General features: G+C 59.7%; 29 protein-coding genes. 10 read left to right on the forward strand and 19 right to left on the reverse strand.

What is annotated here, in order from left to right:
* Positions 1-133 precede the first annotated feature (133 nt).
* From P0111_15845 to P0111_15855, 3 genes are read right to left on the reverse strand one after another with little or no spacing between them, the layout of a single operon-like run.
* Complete coding sequence (locus tag P0111_15845; protein MDF0645504.1) at positions 134-913, reverse strand: ABC transporter permease; 780 nt, start codon at positions 911-913, stop codon at positions 134-136.
* 26 nt (positions 914-939) lie between these two features.
* Positions 940-1,911, reverse strand: coding sequence for an ATP-binding cassette domain-containing protein (locus tag P0111_15850; GenBank protein ID MDF0645505.1), 972 nt, complete (start codon positions 1,909-1,911; stop codon positions 940-942).
* Between the two features lie 5 nt (positions 1,912-1,916).
* Positions 1,917-2,606 (reverse strand): LON peptidase substrate-binding domain-containing protein, encoded by a 690-nt coding sequence (locus P0111_15855; GenBank protein ID MDF0645506.1) that lies wholly within the window; start codon positions 2,604-2,606, stop codon positions 1,917-1,919.
* 227 nt (positions 2,607-2,833) lie between these two features.
* On the opposite strand from P0111_15855, the gene P0111_15860 reads away from it, so the two are divergent.
* Positions 2,834-3,916, forward strand: a complete 1,083-nt coding sequence (locus P0111_15860) for a lipocalin-like domain-containing protein (protein MDF0645507.1) — start codon at positions 2,834-2,836, stop codon at positions 3,914-3,916.
* Positions 3,917-4,009: 93 nt separating this feature from the next.
* Here the strand turns inward: P0111_15860 and P0111_15865 are convergent, their stop codons facing one another.
* From P0111_15865 to P0111_15885, 5 genes are all read right to left on the reverse strand, one after another.
* The gene (locus P0111_15865) at positions 4,010-4,456 is read right to left on the reverse strand and encodes a PIN domain-containing protein (protein ID MDF0645508.1); all 447 of its coding nucleotides are present in this window, start codon (positions 4,454-4,456) and stop codon (positions 4,010-4,012) included.
* Positions 4,456-4,683 carry a ribbon-helix-helix protein, CopG family gene (locus P0111_15870; protein ID MDF0645509.1) on the reverse strand — a complete coding sequence of 76 codons (228 nt, stop codon included), beginning with the start codon at positions 4,681-4,683 and terminating at the stop codon, positions 4,456-4,458. The genes P0111_15865 and P0111_15870 overlap by 1 nt, the downstream gene beginning before the upstream one ends.
* 669 nt (positions 4,684-5,352) lie before the next feature.
* Entirely contained in the window at positions 5,353-5,850 is a 498-nt protein-coding gene (locus P0111_15875) for a GNAT family N-acetyltransferase (protein ID MDF0645510.1), read from the reverse strand.
* A gap of 845 nt (positions 5,851-6,695) precedes the next feature.
* Complete coding sequence (locus P0111_15880; GenBank protein MDF0645511.1) at positions 6,696-6,896, reverse strand: hypothetical protein; 201 nt, start codon at positions 6,894-6,896, stop codon at positions 6,696-6,698.
* Positions 6,897-6,898: 2 nt separating this feature from the next.
* A complete protein-coding gene (locus tag P0111_15885; protein MDF0645512.1) occupies positions 6,899-7,180 on the reverse strand; it encodes a hypothetical protein in 282 nt (93 codons plus the stop codon).
* Positions 7,181-7,687: 507 nt separating this feature from the next.
* On the opposite strand from P0111_15885, the gene P0111_15890 reads away from it, so the two are divergent.
* Positions 7,688-8,734, forward strand: coding sequence for a hypothetical protein (locus tag P0111_15890; GenBank protein MDF0645513.1), 1,047 nt, complete (start codon positions 7,688-7,690; stop codon positions 8,732-8,734).
* A gap of 31 nt (positions 8,735-8,765) precedes the next feature.
* Here the strand turns inward: P0111_15890 and P0111_15895 are convergent, their stop codons facing one another.
* The gene (locus tag P0111_15895; protein MDF0645514.1) at positions 8,766-9,305 is read right to left on the reverse strand and encodes a hypothetical protein; all 540 of its coding nucleotides are present in this window, start codon (positions 9,303-9,305) and stop codon (positions 8,766-8,768) included.
* A gap of 31 nt (positions 9,306-9,336) precedes the next feature.
* Here P0111_15895 and P0111_15900 point away from each other — a divergent pair, with 31 nt between their 5' ends.
* Positions 9,337-9,681: a hypothetical protein gene (locus P0111_15900; protein MDF0645515.1), complete on the forward strand. Its 345-nt coding sequence runs from the start codon at positions 9,337-9,339 to the stop codon at positions 9,679-9,681.
* On the opposite strand, the gene P0111_15905 is transcribed toward P0111_15900, so the two are convergent.
* Positions 9,671-10,288, reverse strand: a complete 618-nt coding sequence (locus tag P0111_15905) for a hypothetical protein (protein MDF0645516.1) — start codon at positions 10,286-10,288, stop codon at positions 9,671-9,673. The genes P0111_15900 and P0111_15905 overlap by 11 nt on opposite strands.
* A gap of 287 nt (positions 10,289-10,575) precedes the next feature.
* On the opposite strand from P0111_15905, the gene P0111_15910 reads away from it, so the two are divergent.
* Entirely contained in the window at positions 10,576-11,286 is a 711-nt protein-coding gene (locus tag P0111_15910; protein ID MDF0645517.1) for a methyltransferase domain-containing protein, read from the forward strand.
* 31 nt (positions 11,287-11,317) lie between these two features.
* Here the strand turns inward: P0111_15910 and P0111_15915 are convergent, their stop codons facing one another.
* Together P0111_15915 and P0111_15920 are read right to left on the reverse strand one after the other, a co-directional pair.
* Complete coding sequence (locus tag P0111_15915) at positions 11,318-12,163, reverse strand: hypothetical protein (protein MDF0645518.1); 846 nt, start codon at positions 12,161-12,163, stop codon at positions 11,318-11,320.
* 130 nt (positions 12,164-12,293) lie between these two features.
* Positions 12,294-12,809 (reverse strand): hypothetical protein, encoded by a 516-nt coding sequence (locus P0111_15920; GenBank protein MDF0645519.1) that lies wholly within the window; start codon positions 12,807-12,809, stop codon positions 12,294-12,296.
* Between the two features lie 116 nt (positions 12,810-12,925).
* On the opposite strand from P0111_15920, the gene P0111_15925 reads away from it, so the two are divergent.
* From P0111_15925 to panC, 4 genes are all read left to right on the forward strand, one after another.
* The gene (locus P0111_15925; GenBank protein ID MDF0645520.1) at positions 12,926-13,609 is read left to right on the forward strand and encodes a type 1 glutamine amidotransferase; all 684 of its coding nucleotides are present in this window, start codon (positions 12,926-12,928) and stop codon (positions 13,607-13,609) included.
* An 82-nt stretch (positions 13,610-13,691) separates the two neighbouring features.
* Complete coding sequence (locus tag P0111_15930; protein ID MDF0645521.1) at positions 13,692-14,861, forward strand: LL-diaminopimelate aminotransferase; 1,170 nt, start codon at positions 13,692-13,694, stop codon at positions 14,859-14,861.
* A 67-nt stretch (positions 14,862-14,928) separates the two neighbouring features.
* Positions 14,929-15,483 carry a 2-amino-4-hydroxy-6-hydroxymethyldihydropteridine diphosphokinase gene (gene folK, locus P0111_15935; GenBank protein MDF0645522.1) on the forward strand — a complete coding sequence of 185 codons (555 nt, stop codon included), beginning with the start codon at positions 14,929-14,931 and terminating at the stop codon, positions 15,481-15,483.
* Complete coding sequence (panC, locus tag P0111_15940; GenBank protein MDF0645523.1) at positions 15,480-16,403, forward strand: pantoate--beta-alanine ligase; 924 nt, start codon at positions 15,480-15,482, stop codon at positions 16,401-16,403. The genes folK and panC overlap by 4 nt, the downstream gene beginning before the upstream one ends.
* On the opposite strand, the gene P0111_15945 is transcribed toward panC, so the two are convergent.
* The 6 genes from P0111_15945 to P0111_15970 form a co-directional block, all read right to left on the reverse strand.
* On the reverse strand, positions 16,372-16,878 hold the full coding sequence (locus P0111_15945; protein MDF0645524.1) for a PilZ domain-containing protein: 507 nt from the start codon (positions 16,876-16,878) through the stop codon (positions 16,372-16,374). The two genes, panC and P0111_15945, sit on opposite strands and share 32 nt — an antisense overlap.
* 36 nt (positions 16,879-16,914) lie before the next feature.
* Entirely contained in the window at positions 16,915-17,304 is a 390-nt protein-coding gene (locus P0111_15950; protein MDF0645525.1) for a MazG nucleotide pyrophosphohydrolase domain-containing protein, read from the reverse strand.
* Positions 17,305-17,314: 10 nt separating this feature from the next.
* Positions 17,315-18,478, reverse strand: a complete 1,164-nt coding sequence (locus tag P0111_15955; protein MDF0645526.1) for a DNA recombination protein RmuC — start codon at positions 18,476-18,478, stop codon at positions 17,315-17,317.
* A gap of 387 nt (positions 18,479-18,865) precedes the next feature.
* A complete protein-coding gene (locus tag P0111_15960; GenBank protein ID MDF0645527.1) occupies positions 18,866-21,529 on the reverse strand; it encodes a PEP/pyruvate-binding domain-containing protein in 2,664 nt (887 codons plus the stop codon).
* Between the two features lie 14 nt (positions 21,530-21,543).
* Positions 21,544-22,881: a glycerate kinase gene (locus tag P0111_15965; GenBank protein ID MDF0645528.1), complete on the reverse strand. Its 1,338-nt coding sequence runs from the start codon at positions 22,879-22,881 to the stop codon at positions 21,544-21,546.
* 117 nt (positions 22,882-22,998) lie between these two features.
* Complete coding sequence (locus P0111_15970; GenBank protein ID MDF0645529.1) at positions 22,999-24,066, reverse strand: lytic transglycosylase domain-containing protein; 1,068 nt, start codon at positions 24,064-24,066, stop codon at positions 22,999-23,001.
* A 138-nt stretch (positions 24,067-24,204) separates the two neighbouring features.
* On the opposite strand from P0111_15970, the gene P0111_15975 reads away from it, so the two are divergent.
* Complete coding sequence (locus tag P0111_15975) at positions 24,205-24,909, forward strand: uracil-DNA glycosylase (protein MDF0645530.1); 705 nt, start codon at positions 24,205-24,207, stop codon at positions 24,907-24,909.
* A 23-nt stretch (positions 24,910-24,932) separates the two neighbouring features.
* Here the strand turns inward: P0111_15975 and fsa are convergent, their stop codons facing one another.
* On the reverse strand, positions 24,933-25,583 hold the full coding sequence (gene fsa / locus P0111_15980) for a fructose-6-phosphate aldolase (protein MDF0645531.1): 651 nt from the start codon (positions 25,581-25,583) through the stop codon (positions 24,933-24,935).
* 199 nt (positions 25,584-25,782) lie between these two features.
* On the opposite strand from fsa, the gene P0111_15985 reads away from it, so the two are divergent.
* Positions 25,783-26,094 (forward strand): hypothetical protein, encoded by a 312-nt coding sequence (locus P0111_15985; GenBank protein MDF0645532.1) that lies wholly within the window; start codon positions 25,783-25,785, stop codon positions 26,092-26,094.
* The last annotated feature ends 340 nt before the right edge of the window (positions 26,095-26,434 follow it).

The following is a 26,434-nucleotide window of genomic DNA, read 5'->3' on the forward strand; positions in this document are numbered from 1 at the left end:
CACCTGCTTCGTTCTCGGCCCGGAAAAATCCTCAACGTATTCCAGCGAATACGCTTCCGGTTTTTCGAGCCTGCGGTCTTGCATTTGCCCGCACCTCATTTGCCTCGTCACGAAGGCAATGTCGGACAGGCTCCTAGCCCATCGCCCGGCGGAACGCCTTGGCGCCGCCGTACAGACACAGCGCATCGAAAACGATCATCACCAATACGACCATCCCCACGTGCGGAAGCGCGTCCGCCCAGTTGGAGAGAATCAACGGCCGCACGGCATCGATGGCCCAGGTCATGGGATTGAACCGGGCAAGAAACCCCATCCATCCCGGCATCGCCGCCAGCGGCACCAACGCCGAGCTCAAGAATATCATGGGCAGAGACAGAAAGCCGAGCACCGAGAAGAAATCGCCGTGACTCTTGACGGAGAAGGCCATGGCCATGGAAATGGCCGTCAATCCGACGCCGAACAAAACGCCGATCAACAAGATGACCGCGATGCCGAGCAAACCGGTCGCCGGGCGGACGCCGAACAGGAAGGCTACGCCCAAGATGACCAGCACTTGCAGCGAAGTGATCGTCATCACGAAGAGAAATCGGCTGAGAATGACGGAGCTTCGGCGGATCGGGGTGGACATCAGACGCTCAAGGAACCCGTTTTCCTTGTCGAAGAGGAGATCAACCCCTCCGGCCAGGCCGTTGTTGAGCACCGTCATGACGACGACGCCGGCCGCAAGGAAACTGATATAGTTCGGAGCCTGCATGACCTGCGAATCTGCGGCGCGCTGGAACAGATTGCCGAAAAAAATCAGCCAGAACAGCATCGGCTGGACCAGCGTGAACAGCATGCTGAATTTTTCACGGCTCAGCCGGCGAACCCACCGCATAGTCAAGGCCTGAATTTCCTGCCAATACTCGCTCATCGCTTCCTACCGGTTCTGAGTTCTATCTAGTCACTCTCGGCATTCGGAGATTCTTCTTGGATACGCCGGCCCGTGTGGGCGATAAAGACGTCGTCCAATCGCGGGCGATTGTACCGGATGAACTCAAGCCCGCATCCCAGCCGGTTCGCCGATTCGAGGATCGCCGGCAAGGCCTTCTCCGGCGACTCGACCCGGATATCCAATCCTGCGGCCGTGGCATTGACGGCTCGAATCGCCGGTTGACCTTTGAGCGACGCAGCCAGAGCCTGAACGCGATCGGATTCCTTCAACGTCAGGGATACGATGTCGCCGCCCAGCCCGACCTTCAGCTCGATCGGGGAACCGATGATCTTGATCTTCCCCCCGTCGATGATGGCCAGTCGGTCACACAGTTGATCCGCCTCGTCCAGATAGTTCGTCGTCATGACGACGGTCATCCCCCTGGCCTTCAGCATGCGGACATACTCCCAGATGCGGAGCCGGCTCTGCACGTCAAGGCCCAACGTCGGTTCATCCAGAAAGAGAATTTTCGGATTCGGGAGCAGGCCGCAAGCGATGTCGAGCTTACGCTTCATGCCGCCCGAGTAGGTTTTCGCGGGACGGTCGGCGTGCGATTCCAGTTCCACAAGCTTCAGCAACTCGGTAATTCGCCTGAGCGCTTCATCCTTCGGCAGATGGTAGAGGGCGGCCAGCAGTTCCAGGTGTTCTCGCCCGGTCAAGAACCGGTCAATGGCCCGTTCCTGCGGAACATAGCCGATCAGCTGCCGAACCGTGTCGGCGTCCTTCACCGAGTCATGTCCCAGGATGACGGCGGACCCGGAGGTGGGCGCCAACAAGGTGATCAGGGTGCGCAGGGTCGTGCTCTTCCCCGCGCCGTTGGGCCCGAGCAGTCCGAAGATCTCTCCCATATACACTTGAAACGAAATGTCGGCCACGGCCGCATGGCCGTCGTAGGACTTGGAGAGATGGGCGACATCGATCGCGACGGCTCGATCCATATTGTCTATCCCCAGCCCTTCACGCCATGGCGACCGTGCATGAGAAAGTGAATCAGATCGCAGAGACGGCGCGCCTGTTGCTGAAGGCTCTCGGCTTCCAGCAGAAATTGTTTCTCCAGCGCGGTACACCCCAGATAGGACGACAGCGTATGGACCAGGATCTCATCACTGATGTCGTCACGGAACCAGCCTTGCCAAGCCACCGCATCTTCACGAGTGCCGAGATAGTCTTCCAAAACCGACACGAGATGCTTGCGGAGGCCCTCTTCGAGCACCGACTCCGAAGGTCTGGATTTGACCTGAATGTTGGCCTGCCGATAGGCCTTGTCGTAGGATTCCTCGGCTACCTCGAACCGCTCGAGTCCTTGGAGAAGGATATTCGACCGCCCGTCCGCCAGCGGCTGCACGCTCACCAAGCGGCCGACGCATCCCATTGAATAGATCGGAGGATTCCCATGGTAGCCCGGTTCCCAACCTTCCTTGAGCAAGGCCATCCCGATACACTGGCCGGTCATGGCGGCATCATCCACCATTTGACGGTAGCGCGGCTCGAAAATATGCAGCGGCAAGTAGGTCTTCGGAAACAAGACGACGTTCGGCAACGCAAAAATAGGAATGCGGCTGGGGATGGGGAACAACGGCGCCCTCTCTCGCCTCGGCAACTCGGGCGGATCCCGTTCGTGATCGGTTTGCATGGCCCACGATAGCCGATGGTCGGCAAAATTGTCAACGGCGGACGGGATCGCTTGCTTCTACAGGCAACGCACAAACCCATTGTCAATAGAGGGGATTTATTACTTGCACTCCACCGTGCTATAAGCGCACGGAGGCTGCGCTCCGTCACTATCAACATCTCATGCACTCACCGTCCAGGCGAACACACAATCCGACACGACCATGCTGTTGGTGGTCTCTTCTCGCTGTGCCGCTGCTGACCACCTTGGTATTGGCCGACGAGATCACCGATAGGTTTCGGCTCGCCACGAAAGGGTACGTCTATCGGTTCCCGCGCGACCATGGATCGCATGACGAGTTCCGTACCGAGTGGTGGTACTACACGGGGCACCTTGCCACGGCGACCGGCCGCCGGTTCGGCTACCAACTCACCTTCTTCCGACGAGGCGTCCCGAAAGAACAGATCAAGACTCTTCCGTCGCAATGGTCCGTCTCGCAACTGTATCTGGCTCATTTCGCCGTGACGGATCTCGATGGCCGCCGGTTCCGGTACGCCGAGAAGCTCAGCCGGGGGGGGCTCGGCAAGGCCGGCGCAGATGCCGACCGGTTGCACGTCTGGATCGATCGCTGGAGCGCGGACGTGCAACCGGACTCGACGCTTCATCGGCTGCAAGCGACCGATCGGGATCTGACCGTCGATCTCGATCTGGCGCCCGACAAGCTGCCGGTCGTCCATGGAACCGGTGGAATCAGCCGAAAGGGGTCGGCGGAGGCTCAGGCTTCCCACTACTATTCGTTCACCAGAATGGGTACGGCCGGCAGGTTGACGATCGGCAACGACTCGTTCGACGTGACCGGCGCCAGCTGGATGGACCATGAATTCGGCTCGGCAGATCTCGGCGATGATGTGGTCGGCTGGGACTGGTTCAGCCTGCAACTCGCCGACCGGACTGAACTGATGCTCTATCGCCTCCGTCGGGCAGACGGATCGGCGGATCCAGTGTCCAGCGGGACGTTGATCGACCACGACGGGAAAGCACAGCATCTGCCGCTCAAGGACTTTAGCCTTGAACCGCTGAGCCATTGGACGAGCCCGACGAGCAAGGCCGTCTATCCGCAGCGGTGGCGCCTGACCATTCCGTCACGGCAGCTCTCTCTGGAGATTCGCCCGCTCATGGCCGAACAGGAACTCTCGACCACGCGGAGCACCCAGGTCACCTACTGGGAAGGGGCGATTGAGGCGACCGGCACGCTTCAGGAGAAGCCGATCAAAGGACAGGGCTACATGGAACTGACAGGGTATGCGGAGCGATTGACGAAAAAGTTGTAGGGCGGCAACTGACCTAAGGAGATGACAACGAGATGATAGTTACGCGATGGACAGGTACAGGAGAACAACCGTCTCCACCATCCTCCACCTTGTTCACGCAGGCTGCTCGCGGAGGGGATCGATCGCCTCGAGGAACGTGAAGCGGTGAAAGTCCATGTCTCGGGTGTAGATACGGCGAATACCATGCTCCTTCATGAGAATAGCGGTGTGCGCATCGTGCAGCAAATTCCCTATGAGATGTGGAACTTGTTTCATCACGTCGGCCGCCACGGCGGCATGCCGATCCGTTTCCGTCAGCAGACCGAGGCCAGGAGAGGCTATCACGGCCTCCACGAAGCTCCACGCCTGCTTGGTGGGCCAGGGTCGGCGTAATACACGAGGATGAGTCACCACCCGCAGAAACTCGTAGAGGATGCTCCACGTCGTGTACCACGCGGATGGCTTGCTCCGCCACGATTCGACCAAGTCCCGACACACCCCATGGGCAGACGAGTCTTCATCCGCGGCATATACCAAGACATTGGTGTCCACCACAAACACTAACGTCCCTCCATCGCCTGATACAGCGCTTCGCGATCGGCGATATCGACCATCGCTCCTCCGCTCTTGAACGAGGGCAATGGCGGCAGCGCACGCCGACTCTTCGGACTTTGGAGCAACAGTCTCAACGCCATCTCGACCAGTTCGGACATCGTGCGCCCTTGGCGGACCGCTTCACGTTTCAACAGAGCCATGACGGAATCGTCGATCTGGAGTGTCGTCTTCATATGGCTTACCATACGCAAGGGATGGCCATATGTCAATCGCGACAGTAAGCGATGTACGCCGCGCGCAGGCTGACCTGCTGCAAGACGCGACCCAAGGGCATGACGTCGCGGAGAGGAATGCGATGAAATCGCAAGGGGTCTATGAAATAAACGGGGTATGCAGAGCGGTTGACGAAAAAGTTGTAGAGATATGGACATTCGGAGTGGGGATGGTGCTGCCCTGCTCCGGCACTCCGGCTCGACCGCGCTGAAAGAGATTCGCTGTGGCAGGCGAACGGTGCACTGGTTCGGTTGCGCCATCATGCGTTGAAGGGCGGATGCCCTCGGTTTTGCTCGCCGCACCTCTCAAAGCGATCCTACCGGGCTTGCCCGGGCGGAACATGCGCACTTGGCGCTCGTCACAACGCGCCGTGCGCCCTTCCGGAATTCCCTTAGCCACGGTCTCACGACCGTGGAGCTGCAGTCAGTTCCAGCTTTCCTTCCCGGCCAAGCCTCGGCGGATGCCTCGCTTCTCCGGTAGTTATCCCTTCCTCGAGAACACTCTTGATGGTATATGGCTAACGGCGCGGCGGGCTCAGCGGCTCACCCGCCGCGCCATTGGGCCGACGACGAGCATGCCGCAGTCCGCGAGCGTCGGCCCATCGCCCGCGCTCAGGGTCGAGCGCGTTACTAGGCACCCAACGGTTTGACATAGAGCACATACGGAACTCCAAAGATCGGTGCAATGTCGCACTCCAGCCGAAACCCCATACGCTCGAACAGCGGTAGCGCGATCTTCATGATTGGACTGGTGTGCAGCGCGATGAGCGGCGCCCTATCGCGGACTGCTCGGCCGATTGCATCGGCCGTGAGGGCCCGCCCGATTCCCAGACCTCTCCTTGATGGGTCAACGACCAGCATGCGCAGCATTGGCCACTCAGGGGGATAAAAGGATGGTTGGGGTTGCCCCGCTCCGACATAGGCGACGGCGCCGACAACGGCACCACCGCTCTCCGCAACAATGATCTCGCTGTGGCTCGCGCTTCGCACCATCTGGCCGAGACGCGAGGAAAAGGCGGGCCAATCTGAATAGGCAGCGCGGTATTGGTGGAAGGCGCTCAATACGAGTGCATCGACTGCCGCTGCGTCGGTCGGCTGAAAGTCTCGAAGGGAGAACTGAGATGCCATCTTTAGGTGCCGAACGACCGAGTTGAGCGGCCGGGCACGGTGTCGCTGCCGCATGCAGAGCCCGCCAACCACCGGTTGGCACCAGGGTGCGGCCCACGATCGACCACGGTCCGCTCGAATGTGTTGGTAGCCAGGTTCACTTGCAAATGAAAACGTACGTCTTGGTGCGCTTCATGAAGCCGCTAGAGATTGTTTGATCGAAGTTTGGATCGTGCACGAACTCAAATGATGCGGGGCACGTCTGCGCCGCGAATTTGTTCGAGAAGATGTGAATTCGCTGGGCAATGGAGCTCTCCGTTTCGCCCACCCCCGGCGCGGCGGTAACGGTGACCAGGTGCTTCCCTGCGCCAAGAGCCTCGTGTGTGTACCCGATATCAATAGTGCCTCCGACGGATGGCCCAGGTGCTACGGACGATGGAGGCGTCGTGTAGGCACAGCCCCCAACCACTGCCAAGAGAAGCGCCGCGCCAGCAACCCCACATTGCGGCCTCATGGTACCACCTCCCGAAGCTGGCTAACGGAGCGGCGCCTGAGCCGCGAGCGTCGGCACCGGCTTGCAGCCGGAGTGGGGCCGTCGGGGATGTGCTTCTTGGGAAGATGGTCTCGGATCCGTTCCCATTGATCGTCGCGCAGAGGTAGCATGCAGGCGCATTATAGGGACTTTTGGCATCGACATAACCATTTTGAGATAGGTTCTAAAATTAGGAAGCTGTGGCAAGAACAGCGGCCAACAAACCACAGGCGTGAGCGACCGTAGCGGGCTACACCGAAGCGATCCTGCAAGCGGCCACCAAGGCCCTGGTTCAAGGGAAGGCAGCCAGGTTTCTTCTGAGGATCAAATCGAATTATGTAGACGGCCCGGAGAGTCTCTTAGTGCGTTTGGCGCCCAGGGCGATTTCTAGAGCGGTTTCCAGCCGGATGACGCGGCCGGTGAGATCTTCGATATGATGCTGCTGCTTGGCAACCGTGGCGTTCAGCTGCTCGACTTTGTCGGCCAACTTGATGGTTCTGGCAAATGCATCCCAAACCCGTTCCGTGAGCCCCATGCTCAGTGCTTTCTTCGAGATTTGCCCAGAGCTTGGATGCGGGCTTCCGATTCGGCGACCAATGCCAATGTCCTATCGATCGATTGAATCGCCTTTTGAGTTGCCCGCGCAACCTGTTTGGCAAATTGGTCCAGCATGGCTTCATCTTCCGTCGGAGAAAACCGTTCACCTCCCCGGCGAAGCAATTCACCCATTGTGAGGTTAGCCGCCTTTGCCTTACGAGCCAGACGACGCTTTTGCGCCGGACTCATCAAGACTGGAACTTGCACGCTGGCATGGTTCATGAGAAACCTCTTAACATATATAGGTTCTATATATCAGATTGTCTACCGTCATGTCGAGGGAACCAGGCCCGAAATAGGAGCATTCGTAGGGAATCGGAGGAGTGCGCAAGGTGGAGCCTTTCCAAAGTAAGTCAGACTTCTCTACGATGTCCATGAGTAGGAGTGGACCACCACAGAACGCGACATGTGCCAAAGCGCGGGCACCGGACTGGCGAGCCAATGCGTTCGTGCAGCAGCGCTGCGAGCGTTGTTTGTAGATCCCTCTCGTTCCAAACTTTCTCTTCATCGGAAGTCGTGCGGGTGGCGTGGCGAACGGGGCGAACTTCTCACCCTGCCCACCCTAGCCGCGCGGGGACGCGGCCTTTTCACCAAGCGCGCGGAACGCAAGGGACCCACTGGGGGATGGGTGGAATGAGCACGGTGGGGCTGTTGGCCGCGACAGGACCCGCGCGATACACTCTCGCTTCTTGACTCCCCTCCAATCCCTGTGATTCAGTCCCTTTCACCATGCTCCTGCCTCGTCCCATTCTGCCACTATTTGCCGCCGCACACTTGTTCTGTATCTGTACGACCGGCTGCCAGAAGGACAGCGAGGCCGTCGTGTCCATCGCCCTCCATCCGACCAATTCCAACATTCTCTACGTGGCCACCAACGACGCCGTCTATAAGTCGCGTGACGGAGGCGGCACTTGGGAAAAGTTCCCCAGCTTCAGCGCCAGGCGCGTCACCACCGTCGCCATCGATCCGCAACTGCCCGCAACGGTGTACGCCGGCACCATGGGAGACGCGGTCTACAAAAGCCCCGACGGGGGGCAGCACTGGCTGCCCCACAATGTCGGGCTCAAGGAACACGTTTCATTCGTCAACCAATTTGTGTTCCATCCAGCGCTGACCGAGAAGATCTATGCGGCCACGACAGTCGGCGCCTTTTATACGAAGGACGCGGGCCGTGAATGGGAAGAGCGGATGAACGGAATGAAAGAGGTCCATATCGTGACCTCCATCGCGATCAATCCGAAGGATCCGACGATTCTCTATGGAGGAACCACCGGCGGCATCTACCGTTCGGACGACGCCGCGATGTCGTGGAAGAAGGTCAATACCGGACTCATCCCGGAGAGTGAATTGATGGCCTCCATGGCCTTGGGCGTCAACGCGATCGAGATCGACCGGACGAATCCCGACGTCGTCTACGCCGGCACTACCAAAGGACTCTTCCGTACCGCGAACAAAGGCAATTCCTGGGAACGCATCGGGCAATCTCTACCGGATCCTTTCGTCAGCAGCATCGTGATCCATCCAACGCAGTCCTCGGTGATCTACATCGGCGGCCCCGGCGGCGTCTGGAAAACGACCGACAGCGGTCACACCTGGCAGGCGATGAATCAGGGGCTGGCCACGCTGAACATACGGGCGTTGGCTCTCTCGCCGCAGAACGCTCAGACGCTCTATGCCGGCACCAACGGCAGTGGGTTGTATCGCTCGACGGACGGGGGCGCGACATGGACGCCCCTGCCTCTCACAATCGCACCGGCAAGAACAGGTTCAGGTTGAGGTCAAGGTTCAGAGAAGACCTGAACCTTCTCTAGTATCCACCCTTCGAATCGCCGCTCCCGTGCTGGTATCGGCTGCTGTAGGCCAGCATCTGATCCGACAGCGCTTTCCACTCGTCGGCCGTCATCAATTCCTTGATTTTGAATCGCTGGCCGAGAATCGTCGTGGCCGTGCGCATCCGTTGATTGCTGGCATCGTCCAGAATTTTCATGAACTCTTCGGGCGCAGCCGTATAGTTCGCATTCAGCGCGTAGAGTTGGCGATGGTACCCACGTTCCTGTTCACGACCCGCCTTGAGTTCGGCGATGATGTCACCGACAATGGCTTTGACCTGCTTGGCCTTGTCCTGATCCTTGACTGTCCGATCAACCGCCGCGGCCATCTCCTGCTGGCCTTTCTGCCAATAGACCTCGCTTTTGCCCTGATCCATCATGCCGTGATGGTGTCTCGCGGCCGAACACCCGCTCAAGGCCGCCAATCCGACCAGGCACCAGAGCGCCCACTTCGCTTCCCGCATGAAAACCTCCCAATTGAATATCCCAAAGAGTCCTCGCAGGACCGTTGTCATCATGAGTCATCATACCGTATCATCGGCGTCACCGATGTCGGACCCATCGCCTGCCCCGTCGCCGTCGATTCAGCAGCTCCGAGAGGAATTCCGCTCTCATCTGGAGACGTTTTATGGGCGGTTGAAGCTCGCGCCCCCCTATGAAAGCGTGGAAAAGGCGATTCGAGCGCTCACTGCCACCCTTCACGCGCTTCCGAAAGACGAACAGGCCAGAATTGCGATGGATCCGACCCTGAAGTGGTCGCAGTTCCGCCTGGCATTCGAGACGTCCGGCCTCAGCAAAAAGCACCGTGGCATCATCGCCGGGTTGGCCCGCGACCGGGCAGCCGTCGATCTCCCGGCGGAGTACGACCAGCTCCTGACCCTCTTCACGTCCTGACAGAATCCTCGGCTACGTCCCGCAGTTCGCCGTACACCTTCATTAGGCGACTGTTTTCCAGCCGGTAGGAAAACACCACCGTCACGGCGCCGAAGGCGATGACGAGCAGGCCGATTCCGAGAATGCCCGTCCCCATGAGCAAACCGGCGAGGGAATTCAATCCGCCCTGCAGCGCATAGATCACCAGAAATGACGCGGTTCCGAGGCTCACGAGCAGAAACCAGAGCAGGGTGATGATGGCGGACGACCAGGGAATTCGCTTGACGCAAACCGCGGTGCACTGCGGGACCTCGGAGGACAGATGAATCAGGCCTTTCAAAGGCCAAGCAGTACGGAAACTCATGGAAAACAGATGGTATTGCGGACGGATGGCGATCTGACCCAGCTCGGGATAATACCGGGCGATTCCGTGCGGGAGCGAGAGCAGTCCGTTCGCATTGAACCGCTGGCTGAGCCGAACGACTCGATCCGCGGGAAACCGATCCAGACTACGCGCGATCCCGCAGCCGTAGCGGATGGCATCGGGCGTCAACCGGATGAAGTAAAGCCAGTCTCCAAGGATCAATCCGAAGCAAAGCACCCCGGCGAAGAGGCCAGCCAGCACCATGGACCGTACCTATCCCACAGCGTTCGCGGTCGAATCAAGTCCGGGGAACCGCCGACTGCAGATTGGATAATTGGATGATCAGACGACCGGGTGGCCGGCTCCCAGCGAAGATTGTGTTGACTCAATCGCGGGAGTTGGATATGGTACGCCTGCTTTGATTCAGGCGGGTCCCTCGCTACATTTTCCAGGCGCTCCGCCGTCATAACGACAGACTCCACTGAATTCCGATGCAATCGCCTCCTGCCCCAGAAGTGGGCAGGACGCGTGATGTCTGGGTTGGAGGAACTATGGATTTGCATAAGATCGAGCGGGTGTATACGTCCTACGCCGGAGTCTACGATAGGATTTTCGGAAAAGTATTCCACGAAGGACGTGAATCCGCCATCCGCAACCTGAATGTCCAGCCGCACGAACGCATTCTCGAAGTCGGCGTCGGAACCGGCCTGGCCCTCCCCATGTATCCTCGTCACTGTCAGATCGTCGGTATCGATTTTTCGGAAGGCATGTTGGATGTCGCGAAGAAGCGGGCCCTCGAACACCACATGGACCATGTCACCCTGCACCGCATGGACGCCGGCGCCATGGAATTCGAGGACGACAGTTTTGATACCGTCGTCGCCGCCTACGTGGTGACCGCCGTTCCCGATCATCGAAAACTGGTCAATGAAATGATTCGCGTCTGCCGACCCGGCGGGCGCATCATCATGCTCAATCATTTCAGCAACGGCAACAAGGTGATTGCGGCGGTGGAAAAGGTCATTTCGCCGTTGACCAAGCACCTCGGATGGCGCACGGATCTGGCCCTGCACACGGTACTGGAAGGCACGAATCTCCACGTCACCCGCAAGCAGAACGTCAATCCACTTCACTTCTGGGCATTGGTGGAATGTGTGAACCGGAAGCATGAGAGCGGCATGACCCACATCAACGGAACGACGATCTTCTCACACAACGAAAGTCACGCGACAGGGCATACCAGCGAGGAAGCCCTTGCCTGACCCGGTCGGCCGCCCGACAACGTACCGCCGCTCACGAATTCTCCTCTTCGATCTGCTCTGTCGCTGCCCAACGCCGGTGCTCCAACGATTTCCAATTTAGCCAATCGCCGCCCGGGATGATCGTGTTACCCACGAGGCATCGGCCGGAGAAATGCCGCGCGAGCAGATCCGCCGCACAGGAAAGGATCCGGCAGGCAGCTCGGCTTTCCGTTCCCGCCATGTGCAGCACGATTCCAAATCCCGGACCGTCGATCGGGCCGTACAGCATGGCGTGAACGCGACCGCAATTGGTCTGCTCCTGCCCAACATCCGGCAACAAGTCCCCTTCCCACTGAACGGTCCCCAGCCGCCGGCTCGACGCCTTGCTCTTCTTCCAGGTGCAAGGCAAACCGGACCCATCCAATCCCTTCAGGAGCCATTCCACCGTCGGCCAATCCGCGACCGGACTTTGAAACGTCCATTGCGCCGGTTGGTCACGAACGACCTCGTCGCGAAACGGGGCCGCCACTTCTTCAAACTGAGCTTCATCGCACACGACGTACAGTTCGCCCTGCGGGTCGAACCAAAACCGCAATTTCCCGGCGGTGCATTCCGCCTGGATCACGCTGAGGGACGAGCAGTCCGCTCCTTCCTGCTCAAAAATCGAAAAGTCGGTCACCCCCATCATGGTCAGCCTCGCCACGCGTTCCATCTGGCGAAGCCGATAGCGCACCATGACCGTGACAGTGGTATCGGTCAACACGTCCCGCGCGGATCTCTCGTCGAAGAGCCGTCTCTTGGACATCTGGACGTCCGTGACGTAGCCGCCCCGGAACCCACCCGTATGGCCCAGGAGCCAACGAAGGTCTTCAAGATGTTTGATGTGTTGCTTCACCACACGAATTGTAGCGCAGTCCAGGTCGGGCGGCTAGCGCGGAGCGAGATCGGGATGAGCGGTCTTGACATTTCGCTTGGGGTCGTCCGTCTGGAAGCAGGCACCTTACCACGACACAAAATCGGCTTGTTATTCACCAGCGTTGACGGACTTCTTTCAACAGTTCGCGAGTCACACTCTGCGCTAAGTCCCACGGCTTTCTCGGATCCGTAGAAAATTCAGCCAGAACCATCTGCCGCTTCAGGAAATCCGTCACTTCTTCTCGTAAGGCCGTGTGATGATCGAGCGCCCGATAAGCCATTTCCAATCGCAGAAATGCATTGTTCAAATAGTATCCTACAGTCCAAAAACGGGCTTCGCGCTCTTGTGAATAAGTGATGGCATTGTCTTTGACGACGATGCTCAAGAATTTCTTTGCATGGCTGGCGTGTTCTTGCCAATCACGGGGACTTTCGGCGAGAAAGGCCGCACGCCAGAGAGAAAACGTCGCGCCGACCAGCAACTGGAGGACCGTACCGGGTTTCGAGCCGGCCGAAGGCGCTTCCGGAAATTCTTTCCAGAGTTCGAGTAAGAGGGCTTGGATCGTCGAACGATTGCGAACCAACCACTCCAGATCATGCTCTTGCAAGACCCACCTCAAATCGCCCATAACTCAGGGGACAGACCGTACGTGTGCGTGAAGCGACTCTCGCAGTTGGCGGCACTACCCGAACGATGACCTTGCTCATTGGTCGGAGAGCCTAATTCGATTGTCCGGAGGTGTCAATGCGTGCCGTCTGCTTGCAACATGTCCCGTTTGAAGGCCCGGGCGCCTTTGAACAATCCCTCGCCAGGCGAGGCGTGAACCCGGAACGCCATCTTGTGCCTCAAGATGGTCTGCCGAAGGATTCCGGCGACTTGCTGATCGTGATGGGCGGACCGATGTCGGTCAATGACTCCGATCCCTGGATTGCAGAGGAAGCCGCCTTCGTCCGAAAGGTGCTCCTTGCCGGCAAGCCGGTGGTCGGTGTCTGTTTGGGAAGCCAGTTCATGGCCAAGGCGCTCGGAGCGACGGTCCGACCGGGCAAGGCATTGGAAATCGGCATGACGCCTATTCGACTCAGGCCTGAGGCGAAGTCTGATCCCGTCTTCCGGGCCCTGCCGGACTCGTTTGAGGTCTTCGAATGGCACGGAGAGATCTTCGACCTACCGAACGGCTGTACCCCGTTGGCGGCCTCTGATCTCGCGCCCCTGCAAGCCTTCCGGTACGGATCCCACGGCTATGGGCTCCTGTTTCATCTGGAGATGGAACAGGCGGGAATCGATTCCCTGTGTCGCGAGTGCGCCTCGGATCTGATTCGGGCCGGGCTGACGGTCCAACAGGTCACGGCCACAGCGATGCCGCACCTTCCCACCCTGCACCGGTTTGCGGATAGTCTGATCGACGCATTGCTCCGTTCTGCACGTTGATTGCCGGATCATTCCTCTAGTAGTCTAGGGAGTTCATTTTTGCCTGTGACTTCTATCCCGCCAAAAAAGGAGAGCATCAGCAATGGCTGGTTTCCCGATCGAAGTGGCCAATCGTATTAAAACACTCCCCCCGTATCTCTTTGCCGCGATCGATAAAATGAAACAAGAGGCGATGGCGCGCGGCGTGGACATCATCAATCTCGGCATCGGCGACCCGGACCTGCCGACGCCCGGGCCCATTATCGACAGTCTCGCGCAGGCCGCCAAGAATCCGAAGCACCACCAATATCCTTCCTACGAGGGCATGCCGACCTTTCGGAAGGCCGTCGCAGATTGGTACAAGCGGCGCTTCAATGTTTCCCTCGATCCGGCCAATGAAGTCCTCACCCTGATCGGCTCCAAAGAAGGGATCGGACACATCCACCTCGCCTTCGTCGATCCCGGCGATGTGGTCTTGGTACCAAGCCCCGGCTATCCGGTCTATCCGGTCGGGACCAGTTTCTCAGGCGGTGTTTCACACATCATGCCCTTGATGAAAACCAACGGCTTCCTGCCGGATCTGAGCGCGATCCCGAAGGCCGTCGCCAAGAAAGCCAAGCTGATGTGGCTGAACAGCCCGAACAATCCCACCTCCGTCATCATGACCAAAGACTATTTCAAGCGCGTCGTCGAGTTTGCGCAGGAACACCACGTCATCGTCTGTCACGACGCGGCCTACTCGGAAATCTTCTACGACGGGAAAAGGCCCTCGAGCTTCCTCGAGGTCGACGGTGCGAAGGATGTGGGCGTGGAGTTTCACTCGCTCTCAAAGACCTACAACATGACCGGCTGGCGCATTGGCTTTGCGGTCGGCAACAAGGATATTTTGGCCGGGCTCGGGAAGGTGAAGAGCAATCTGGATTCCGGCGTATTCGAGGCCGTGCAGGCGGCCGGCATCACGGCCTTGGGATTGGACGATTCCGTGACCGACTCGCTCAGGAGGATCTATCAGGAGCGGCGGGACACGTTGGTTCCCGGTCTGCAAGCGCTCGGGCTCGAGGTCAGTCCACCTCCAGCCGCTTTTTACGTCTGGGTGGGGGTGCCGAAGGGATACACCTCCGCGTCGTTCACGGCCCATCTGCTGGAGGAGGCCGGCATCGTCACGACACCCGGCAACGGTTTCGGGGCACCAGGAGAAGGCTATATCCGAATGACCGTCTGCACGTCGAAAGAGCGGTTGGCAGAGGCAGTGGAACGGGTGAAAAAGCTGTAAGCGTTGAGTTTTGAGGGTTAGTTTCATGAAACTCAAAATTCACAACTCGAAACTCAAAACTGTTTGAATGAGCGAAACGGTCTACATCGGCTTCGGGTCCAATGTCGGAGACCGGATCGGCTTTTGCGAGCGCGCCGTGACCCTGTTGAGCTTGTTGCCGCACAGCCGTGTATCCGGCGTGTCCCTGCTGTATGAAACGGAGCCGGTGCGCGACGGCGCGAATCCCGGAGACGGCTGGTTCTTGAACGGAGTGGTGCAGCTCGAAACAGAGATCGCGCCGCAAAGCCTGCTCTCGATCCTCCGAGAAATCGAACGATCGCTGGGGCGCGACGAGGAGGACCGCGCCGGCCCCCGCACCATCGACCTCGATCTGCTGTTCTACGGTGAACGCAGCATCGACGAGCCGGGTTTGACGGTCCCCCATCCGCGGCTTCACCAGCGGCGGTTCGTATTGATGCCCCTCAACGAGCTGGACCCGCTTCTCGTCCATCCGACGATAGGACGGACCGTCAGCCGACTGCTGGCCGACGTCACGGATTCGTCCGAGGTCCGCCTGCTGTTTCCTCAGCCGTCCACCCGATACGGGTCGCGGCCCTCGTGCAGTCCCCCTCCAGGCTCATGAAGATCATCCGTACCCCCCATGCGATGACCCTGTGGAGCAATCGCCTTCGCCGAGAGGGCGTGACGATCGGATTCGTCCCCACGATGGGGGCACTCCACGAGGGGCACCGAGCCTTGATCCGCGCCGCAAGGTTGCGATGCGATGCCCTGGCCGTGAGCATTTTCGTGAATCCGACTCAGTTCGGGCCGCAAGAAGACCTGTCGCGCTATCCTCGTCCAATCACCCGGGACCATCGGTTATGCAGAACGGAGGGAGTGGACGTCTGTTTCGAGCCGACTCCCTCGGAAATGTATCCGGAGGGATTCCAAAGCTCGGTCACGGTGCCGAAGCTGGCTGGGCGTTGGGAGGGGGCGGCTCGGCCGCACCACTTCGAGGGGGTCGCCACGGTCCTGGTGAAACTGTTCAGCATCGTTCGTCCCCATCACGCGGTCTTCGGTCAGAAAGATTTCCAGCAGGCAGCGCTCGTACGTCGGCTCATTGTCGATCTGAACCTGGCCATCGACCTCGAGGTTCATCCCACGGTGCGAGAACCTGACGGACTGGCCATGAGTTCCCGCAACGTCTACCTGTCTCCGGATCATCGCCGCCGCGCGTCGATTCTCTACCGGGCATTGTCGGCCGGGCGTCAGGCCATTCTGAACGGCGTGCGTAACGGCCGACGCATTGAACGCATCATGAGGCAGGTGATGGCGGAAGATCGGACCGTTCGGCCGGAGTATCTGGCGGTCTGCGATGCCGCGTCTCTCGACACCCTCGCGACGGTCGCCGGTTCGGCCGTCCTCTTGGGCGCGGCACGGATCGGCCGGATCAGGCTGATCGATAACGTCACGGTCGTGGCTCCACCGGCACGACCGAACCGGAAGCACTCACGAATCCGTGTGACGCACGTTACACGTTCATCATCGGATTGGTCTGACTGACCAACAGCCCGAGCACGACCTGGCTCAAACGCTGCTTGTCAACCTGATCGACCTCCAGAAACCGCAGCCCCACCGACTCGGGGTGGACTGAGCAAACCATCGCCGTTTCGATTCTGATCTCGTCGTTCTCCGATGTCGGCCTCAGCACCAATTCCACGAACGCACCTTTGGCCAGTCCGGTTCCCGTCAGCGTACATCCGGCCATTGAAATGTCGGTAATACGGTTGACGAACGGCGACTGCCGTTCGTCAAGAACTTGCGCTTCGATGGATGCGGGGAGGCGCTTAAACTCTCTGCGATCAAATGCCTGCGTGTTCGGGCGTGTGCCCGGATAAAATGCACGGAACCGGTTCGTACAAAGTTGGCATCGGAAGGGAAGCATGTTGAAGCGGCCCAGCAGACGCTCGACCGTTCCTTCCTGCGAAGCGACTCGAACAAACGGTGTGCCGCAATTTGGGCAACACAGGGACTTCATCCCGGTCAACCGGCCTCCTCGACAGTCATTGCGCGGTTACTGCAGTTTCTCCTCCGCTCTGAGGTCCTCCAGGATCGGACCGATGTGGGCGGGCGAATAGGTAGACGGCTTGATCCACTTTCCATCCTCTCGCTTGTGGCCCCCGACCTTGCTCATGTTCGATCGGTGGACTTCGCGAAACACCGGATCCATGTCGATACCGTACGACACGGCGGTGCCGTAGACCACGTACAACAGATCCGCCAACTCCTTGGCGACCGCCGCCAGGTCGTCGCTATCCATCGCCTCCCGCAGCTCATTGAACTCTTCCTGGATCAGACGAATGCGCAGCCGCCGAGTGTCGTCGCCGACCGCTGTGGGCACCGGATTGCAGACGATGTCGAACAGGCGATGAAACGCTTCCACCATGGCTTGTGCGTCGTGCATGGGTTCGTCCTTATTCATCATGCGGCACTGTCCGGCGCGGGACGACTTCCATCGGCCCCAGCAGGGGAATATCCTTGTCCGACGCAACCCCCAGCTCCTTGAACCGACGCGCCGCGGGCAGGATCCTCGTTTCCAGAGAGCCGACCGCCTTGTTATATGCCGTCACGCCCCGGCCCAATGCTTGTCCGACGTCGTTCAGATGCTCGGCCAGCACAGCCATTCGCTCATACAGATCCTTGCCGAGGCGTCCCGCTTCTTCGGCGTGCGCGGTGAGCCGCTCCTGCCGCCAGCCGTATGCAACCGCCCGCAGCAGCGCCATCAGCGTCGTCGGAGTCGCCAACACCACGCCTTGCGCGAACCCGTCCTCGATGAGTCCGGGATCCTGCTCGAGGGCCGCCCCCAGGAACTGCTCGCCGGGCAGATAGAGCACGACAAATTCCGGCGCCTGCGCGAACTGGCTCCAATAGGCCTTGAGACTCAACTGATTCATATGGGCGCGTACCTGGGCCGCGTGCCGCCGGAGCCCCTCACACCGTTGGTCCTCCCCGGAGGCTTCATATGCGTCCAGATATCCGTTCAATGCGACCTTGGCATCGACGACGATCTGCCGCCCTCCTGGGAGCTGAACGATCATGTCGGGACGAAGACGTCCGTCTTCCACGGTCACTGATTCCTGTTCGGTGAAATCGCAATGAGCCACCATCCCGGCCAATTCCACCACACGCTTGAGCGTGATTTCTCCCCACCGACCCCGCACGACCGGCGCACGCAGCGCGCTCACAAGATTTCCCGTCTCCTCCTTCAATCGCTGCTGCGATTCCGCGAGGGATTTCAAATGTTGATCCAAGCCTCCGTACGCGGCCTGACGGGACAGCTCCAGCGCGCGCAGCTGTTCATCGTATCGATGCAGCGATTCCGTCAACGGCCTGACAAGTTCGTCGATGGCCTGCTGTCGCTGTGCCAGCTCGCCCTTGGCCTCCGTCTGGAGCGTCTCGTAGGTCGCCCTGGCGAGACTCAGGAACGCTTCGTTATTATGTTTAAGCGCTTCACCGGACAGCGCCCGGAAGGATTCCGCCAGTTCCTGACGCGCCTGGGAAAGCAGGATCCTCTGCTCTTCGGCATGTTTGGCCGTCTCGGCGGCCCGTGTCTCCGCCACGGCGCAAGATCGAGACATTTCTTGCAGGTCCTGTCTGAGCCGAACGTGCGCGTCCTGTTCGGTCTCGAGCTGACGTCGCAGCTCCTCCGAAAGCGTTTCGGCGTGCCGAGCGCGTTCACCTGCTGAGGTGAGCTGACTATGGAAGGCGGAACGCAGCCTGACCGAAACCGACAACCCGACGACCACAGCTCCAAGAACGGTTCCGGCGAGGAGGCCCAGGCTGAAGGCGGTGCTCTCAATCATCGATCGTGACCCGCGGGATCATAACGAGCAACATCCGACGACGGGTTGGGCGCTGTGATGATGAAGAAGGGGAACTGTTTCGGAGCGTACGTAAATTCGTATAAAAGGTCAAGCGCGTAAGAGTTAGAGCCGTTTGGCTCTAGCGTGTGTTGATCGCAACCATCAGCTTCCCGGAGTCGATTCTATTTGCACGACTCCTGAGCCGGCATCCACCGTCACCCGTTGACCATCTTTCAGCAGACTCATGACACCCGGCACGTTGGCGACCGCAGGCAATCCGTACTCGCGTGCGATAATCGCCCCGTGCGACAACGTCCCGCCCATTTCAGCCACGAGCCCTGCCGCGATCCCGAACAGCGGTGCCATCCCGGGGTCGATGACCGGCACCACGATGATATCTCCGGGTCTGACCTTGGGCCAATCCACTATCGATTGCACCAGGCAGGCAGACCCCGTGGCCGTGCCCGCACTGATCGGAGTCCCTCGCAAGCAACCGTCGGCTGACCCGACGGACTGGTCCCGGCGACCGATCTTGGCCTCGCCGTTGCGGATCGTATCGGGCACCTGGAGCACCAGCCATCGTGCCCGTTCCGCTTTGCGCAGGCGCACGGTATCTTTCCAGTCGCGTTCGACCGCCGACAGTATCGACGCCCGTTCTTCCAATGTGAGGTAAAACACGTCGTCGGAGGCGTCAAATATCCCTCGCGCCGTCAGACAGGCGCCGAACCGCACCAACAAGTTCTTGACGGCCGTCGAATAGTACATGAGATGATGGCGGTTGGCCTCGCGCAGGGAAAGGAATCGACAGAGTCGCCGATAGGACCAGCGAAACAGCCCCAGCCGATCCAGCCGCCAGCCCAGCCGCGCGCGGATCGTCACCAGGGCGGCATCGCGCGTCGCGCGCTGGCGAGCGACGATGTCCTCCGGTCGAATGACAGGACCAGTGAGTTGGACTCGAACCACGTCGAGCACGATCTCGGGCCGGTCGGCAAACCGCGGAGACATGACGTCCGACTCTCCCGTCCCACGATGACCGAACTCCTCCAGGTACCGATCAAACAACGCGAGAAACGGCGCCTGCCGGGCACGACGGCGGAGCGTCGTCACATCCCAGTTCTCGGTCAGCAGCCCATGGGACAAGGCCTCATCCTGCCGCGCCGCCTCTACCAGTTCCGTCACTCGATGGATCTGCTGGGCGCTGATGACCGTACCTTCCCCCTGTAACGCCGAATTGAGCAGACTTCGCCAATCCTCGCCGAGCCATACCGGCAGGAGCGCGCTGAATGTCTGCAGACATTGCCCGACGCCGAGTACGATCCCAAAGGTCATTTCGTGACGGTCAAGCCAGCGTCCGAGCTCTTCCAGATGCCGATCAAGATCGGCTGGATCCCAGTCCCGGATCAGATCCGGCTGATAGCGCGAAGCTTGTTGTTTCATGTCTGCAAAGTAGCGGGTAGCATCTGAGGCGACCCGCTTCATTTCGCGCCACATCAACCAGCCGGCGCGCACACGCGCGAGAAACCCGAGCATCGGCTCGGACGGCACGACCGCGACAGCCTCTCCACCCATCTGCTCGGCGTTCAATGAAGGATCACCGCCCAACTGCGCGATCAGACTGTGGAAGAGTGTCACGTTGAGGTAGGGACGTCCGTGGAACGTCCGGATCGAGGAGATCCCTTTGGGAATCCGGCACCCCAAACGTCGGTAGTGACCGACAATATAGGCGTCCATGAACCGCTCGAGAAACGAGAGCCCAATCGGACTGGGCACCTCCGGCATGGTTTCCTTGAGGTTGGCTCGTGACCATTCCCATTCACCGGCCCACTCACCGGCGGGCCATGACTCGGACCGGACGATGACCGTCACGGGCCTGGCCTGGACGAGCCACAATCCCTGTCGGTCGATGACCCATTCGACATCCACGGGATACCCGAACAGCGTTTCGATCCGTTTGGTCGCCCCGGCGAGTTCGGTCAATTGATGGTCGGAAATCGACGAAGCGGCTCCAGCATCGGGCGACAGGGGTTCAAGTCGTATTCCGTCCGGCCACACCCGCAAGGCTGAGCGCTTGGCCGCAATGTCGCGTTTGACGACCGTGGCAGCGGCGGCTTGCGGAGTGGATTGAAGAGGGCCGACATGGACGACATAGTGATCGGGCGTCACGGTTCCATCGGCTAAAGGAGCCCCCAAGCCGGGCAGGGCATTTACCACGATATGGTTTTCACCGGTTACGGGATCAATCGAATAGGCCACACCGCCTGCCACCGCATCGAGCATCGGTTGGATGATTACGGCCATTTCCGGAGGCGACGACTGAGGCGCGCGCTTACGGTGATAGGCCAGAAGCCGCTCGTCCCAGAGGGAGGCCCAAAGATCCTGAACCGCCGCGAGGATGCCGGAGAAGCGGATCCCGAGATGCGTCCGATACAGGCCCGCGAAGCTCGCCTGCATCGCATCTTCGTGTGTCGCCGAGGATCGCACCGCCCACAACGTGGCCGCGTCGAACCCGAGATCGTGGACGGCCACTTCAAGCCGATGACGCAGATCACTCGGCCAAGGAGCCTTCAGAAGACGAGATCGCAGGTGCGGCAGATGGTCAACAGGCGACGGCTGGTCGTCGCCCGACAGCCGTCCTGCGCTCAGCAGATCGACATCCGAGGTGAGACCGGTTTGTCCGAGGAACTCGCGGTAGAGGGCGGTGGTGGCGCACAGTCCGGACGGAACACGAACGCCGGCCTCGATCAGCCGAGCCAAGCCCCGGGCCTTGCCCCCCGCCAGTGCGGAATCCGTACAGGCGGCAAGGGGAAGAACCAGCGGACGTTCCATCGCGGGGATAGTACCTACAAGACCAGGAGCACGTAAAGGTCGTTGACGTTGGTGCCGGTGGGGCCGGTGATGATGTGGGCTCCCAGACGCTTCAGCACCGGATAACTATTGTTCTGCTTCAGCGCGGCGTCAAGGTCAATGCCCCATCGACGTGCCTGCGCCGCCGTCTGTCCGCTCACGAGCGCTCCGGCCACATCGGTCGGGCCGTCGGTGCCGTCGGTACCCACCGCCGCAATCCACACGTCCGGAAGCCCGGCAATGGCCTGCGCGGCCGCAGCGGCAAACTCCTGCGCCCGGCCTCCCAGTCCCCGTCCCTTCACGGTCACCGTCGTTTCTCCTCCGGCGATCACACAGCAGGGTCTGCGAACCGGCATGCCGCATCGCAGAATAGTCCTCGCCATGGCCCCAAATTCTGTTCCTGCCAGACGGGCTTCACCGGTCAACCAACTCGGATGGATCACGGTCTTGAGGCCGGCCTCTCGAACGGCACGCGCCGCCTCCGCGACGGCCAGGGCACCACTCCCGATCACCACATTGACTACCCGCCGGAAGCAGGGTGCGCCCGGCTTCGGCGTATCCGCCACTGCGCCGCGAAGCCCCCTGTCCAAATGCCTGCGGACCGAGGTCGGTAGAGAAGCCCAGAGCCGATGGCGCTTCAAACAGTCGACCGATTGGCGAAAGGTGGTGGGGTCGGGAGCCGTCGGACCGGAAGCAATGGCGCTGATGTCATCGCCGAGCACATCGGAAAGGATCAGGGTGACGATCCTGGCGGAGGTCATGTCTGCAAGCCATCCTCCCTTGAGCGCCGAAAGATGTTTGCGGACGGTGTTGATGTCCTGGATGCTCGCTCCGCTTCGCACCAGTCGTCTGGTCACGCGTCGTTTGTCGGACAAACTGATACCGGACACCGGCGCCGGCAACAGACTGGAGGCTCCGCCCGAGAGCAAGACGATCAACAGATCACGCTCCGACAGCCCGGAAGCAAGCCGCATCAACCGGCGAGCGGCGTAGAATCCTGCGAGGTCCGGATAGGGATGGCCGGCTTCGCATATCGTGATGCGTCTGGTCGGAACCGCATGTCCGTACTTGACGACCACGAGTCCACCCTGCAGCCGATTTCCCAACAAGGGCTCCACCGCGCGGGCCATCGACGCCGTAGCCTTTCCCGCGCCGAGCACGACCAGCCGTTCATACCGTCGAAGGTCCACTCGGCGGGATGCGATCGTCAGCACCTCACCATGCCGGCCGACCGCTCGTCGGACGGCAGCCCCGCCTTCCACGATTTCGATCGCTCGTCTGAGCGCCCGTGTGAGCAGGGAACTGACAGGAGATTTTGGCAGTCGGATCGTCATGCAGCTGTTTCTCGGAGGCGTCGGTGGTCGCCCCGAAGGGCGAACCGAGATGAGACATCAGCAGCCGCTGACCATTTCGGAGCGAGAACCGAAGGCTGCCGATCCGCTCTACGATCGTTACGGAGTTTTCTCCTGCTTGAAGCAGCGACTCGGGCAGGTCTGACGTGGGACTCGGATCTGATAGACCCCGTGCGGAAGCACATCCTTCTTGAATTCGGGATTCAACATTCGTAATTCCAGATAATATGTGCCGAACTCCTCAGCGATGGACGTGAGCGCCCGTTGAGACTCTTTCACCGTCACGGTGACCGTTTCAGTTTCCAGCGGGAGATACAGGTCCTTCTTGCTCAACCCCAGATATTTCTCCGGCTGGGAATAGATTTCCTTGGCCGCGATGATCCGGGGAACATAGCGCATGGTTTCCCGAGGGCCGTGCATTCGCCAATAGTCGTTGACTTTCTGATCCTTCAGGAGTTTGCGGACCCGTTCCTCGCCGGCGTTGTAGGAGGCCATAGCCAGAAACCAATCGTTCTGCTGGAAATCCTTCAGGTACTTGAGGTATTTCACGGCAGCTTCCGTGGACATTTCCAAGTTCCGCCGATCATCGCGGACGGAATCGCTCTTGAGCCGATATCGCCGCCCGGTCGACGGGATGAATTGCCAAGGACCGGAGGCTTTCGCCCGCGAGTAGGCGGCGGCGATGCACTTGCTCTCGACCAGCAGCATGTACTTGAGATCGTCCGGTAATCCCGCTTCCGCGAGTTGTTTCTCTGCCGGAGGGAAACAGCGCCCCATACGCTTGGCGAGGATAATGCTCTCTCCCTGATCCTCGAGGAACTGGTAGAACTCATACTCGATGCGCTCGCGGACTTGCCAGTTGTCCAGAGGAACCGGTTGCCCCGCAAACGTCAATTTGTCGGGCAGCTTGAACGAACTCAAGAAAAACCGCTCTCCTTCACGCTTGATTTCCGGCAGGATAACCAGACGATCTTCCGGCTCGTTTTGACTGTCGATGACCTCACTCGGAGGAAGATCGCGCTCCAGCTCCCCGTTGGCGCCGGGGCGCGGCGTCACGTCCTTCATTGCGGTAGAGTCAGACTCACCCCGGGCACCGAGCGAAGATACTAGTGTCGCACCGATCAGGAGCGGCAGCACGTACAGGAACCCGCGACGCAACCGTGTCATAACGCAATGTCCCTCCGAATTGAACGACCATTCACGAACAATTTGTCATGCTAACAGTAAGCCTCACGGGCGGCAAGCAGTTCAAACTTTAGCCGCGCCTGGCGGAGGATGGTGATCACCTGATACACTCCCGACGCTATGCGCTCGCTCACGGTGCTGAACAATCGGATCGCGTCCTGTACAGCATGCCCGCGACTGGTCGACTATCGGCAGGCGATCGCCCGGACAAAGCGAAGACAGTTCCGTGAGTGGACCTATTGGGGTCGACCGGTCCCGGGATTTGGCGACCCGAAGGGACGACTGTACGTGCTGGGACTGGCTCCTGCTGCCCACGGAGGGAACAGAACCGGGCGGATCTTTACCGGAGATCGCAGCGGGGACTGGCTGTACGAGGCATTGCATCGCTTCGGGTTCGCGAACCAGGCGCTCTCTCAGCATCAATCCGACGGCCTCACGTTGTCGGATGCCTACATCGGCGCCACGATCCGCTGCGCACCGCCTCACAACAAACCTGCGCCGGAGGAAATCGCTGCTTGTCGGACCTTCCTTCGTCAGGAACTCCGGCTGCTGCAGAACATGAAGGTGGTCGTCGCTCTGGGCAAGATCGCCTTCGATCATTACTTAAAGACCTGCAGGCAAGAGGGGCTCAGACTTCCTTCCCCCCTCCCGGCCTTCGGCCATGCGCGGGCCTATCGCATGCCCTGGCACGTCACGCTGGTCGGATCCTATCATCCAAGCCAGCAGAATACGTTTACCGGCAAGCTGACGAGACCCATGTTCCATAGGGTCTTTCGTTTGGCCAAACAGATCATCGACAATCGCCTGCGCAGGCCAGTGACCTGAAACGCGGCCCCTACACTTTCGAACTACCTCTTCTTGTTTTGAGACTCCCAATCGGCGAGAAACTTCTTCAAGCCGACATCGGTGAGCGGATGTTTCACCATCTGCTGGAAGATGGCAAAGGGCATCGTGCAAATGTGCCCTCCAGCCAAAGCCGCTTCAACGACATGCTGGGGATGCCGAACGCTCGCGACCAGCACAAATGTCTTGAAGTCATAGTTCTTATAGATTGTGACGATCTGGCGGATGAGTTCCATGCCGTTGGAACTGATATCGTCGAGCCGCCCGATGAAGGGCGAGACACACCATGCTCCGGCCTTCGCCGCCAGCAGCGCCTGTGTCGGAGAAAAGCAAAGAGTGACGTTGACGCGGATCCCTTCAGCGGTCAGACGCTTGGTGGCCTTGAGTCCTTCCGCAATCAGAGGAACCTTCACCACAATATTTTTGTGGATCTTGGCGAGTTCCCGCCCTTCCTTGACCATGGCATCGGCTTCGATGCTGACCACTTCTGCACTGATCGGGCCGTCGACGATGTTGCAGATTTCGACCAGGACTTCACGAAACACGCGGCCCTCCTTGGCCACGAGCGAGGGATTGGTCGTTACACCGTCCAGCAAGCCGAGGCTTGCCGCTTCCTGAATTTCCTTCACGCTGGCAGTATCAAGAAAAAATTTCATGGTGTGATCCTTTCTTGTCAAACATAAGAGATTCGATTACGCAGCTGTTGAGCCATCGGCTCGATTTTTCCATTGTAGGGAGAAGTCCAGGGTCGCCGCAACAGGGCGTCGCAGTTTGACAGCCTGTGCATCGACCGCTACAATCCAGATCCGTCCTATCGCGCTGATTATGGGTTTCCGTCATCGAGGAGACTCCCAGATGAGACGTCTGTTTTGGCTTCCGGCCATCTGCTTCCTCCTCACCGCGTGCGGCGGCGATAACCCCTATCTGGAAGCGTCGTTGAAGCCGGCCGAAATGCAGGGCAAGGACAAGGCCTGGTTCGAGAAGAATTGGGGTACGCCGGACGGAAAGTCTCCGCGCTTCTTCGGAGGTGAGACCTGGACCTACTATCGCATCGCCGGCGGCAAGACCAGCGCACCGCTGTTTAATTTCTCCCCCAACCAGTGCCAGATTACTTTGAAATTCGACAAGGAAGAGAAGCTGTCCGACTACAGCTATTCCGGCTGCTAGCCCGCCATTTGCCTTTGAAACTTATCGGCGCATGTTCGGCCACAAAAACAATACGTCTGGCCACCGATCACCTCAATGACCGCAGTTCCGCGCGGAACGAATACGCGACAGACCGGATCCTGTACCATCTGATTCTTGTCCACGGGTAGCTGGTCGGTTCCCCCTCGTCCCTTCAGCTCGCGCAGGGCGCTCCTGATCAGAAAATAGAGGATGATCAGGAGGATCAGGACAAAAATTATTCTATACATAGGGGGAGAGTTGCATCAGAGCCACAATCCTATGGGACAGGAGGTTCCGTGTCAAGAATCGTGGCGGCCGATAGGTGAGCCAGTCTTCCTAG

Source organism: Nitrospira sp., assembly GCA_029194535.1.
Taxonomy (GTDB): domain Bacteria; phylum Nitrospirota; class Nitrospiria; order Nitrospirales; family Nitrospiraceae; genus Nitrospira_C.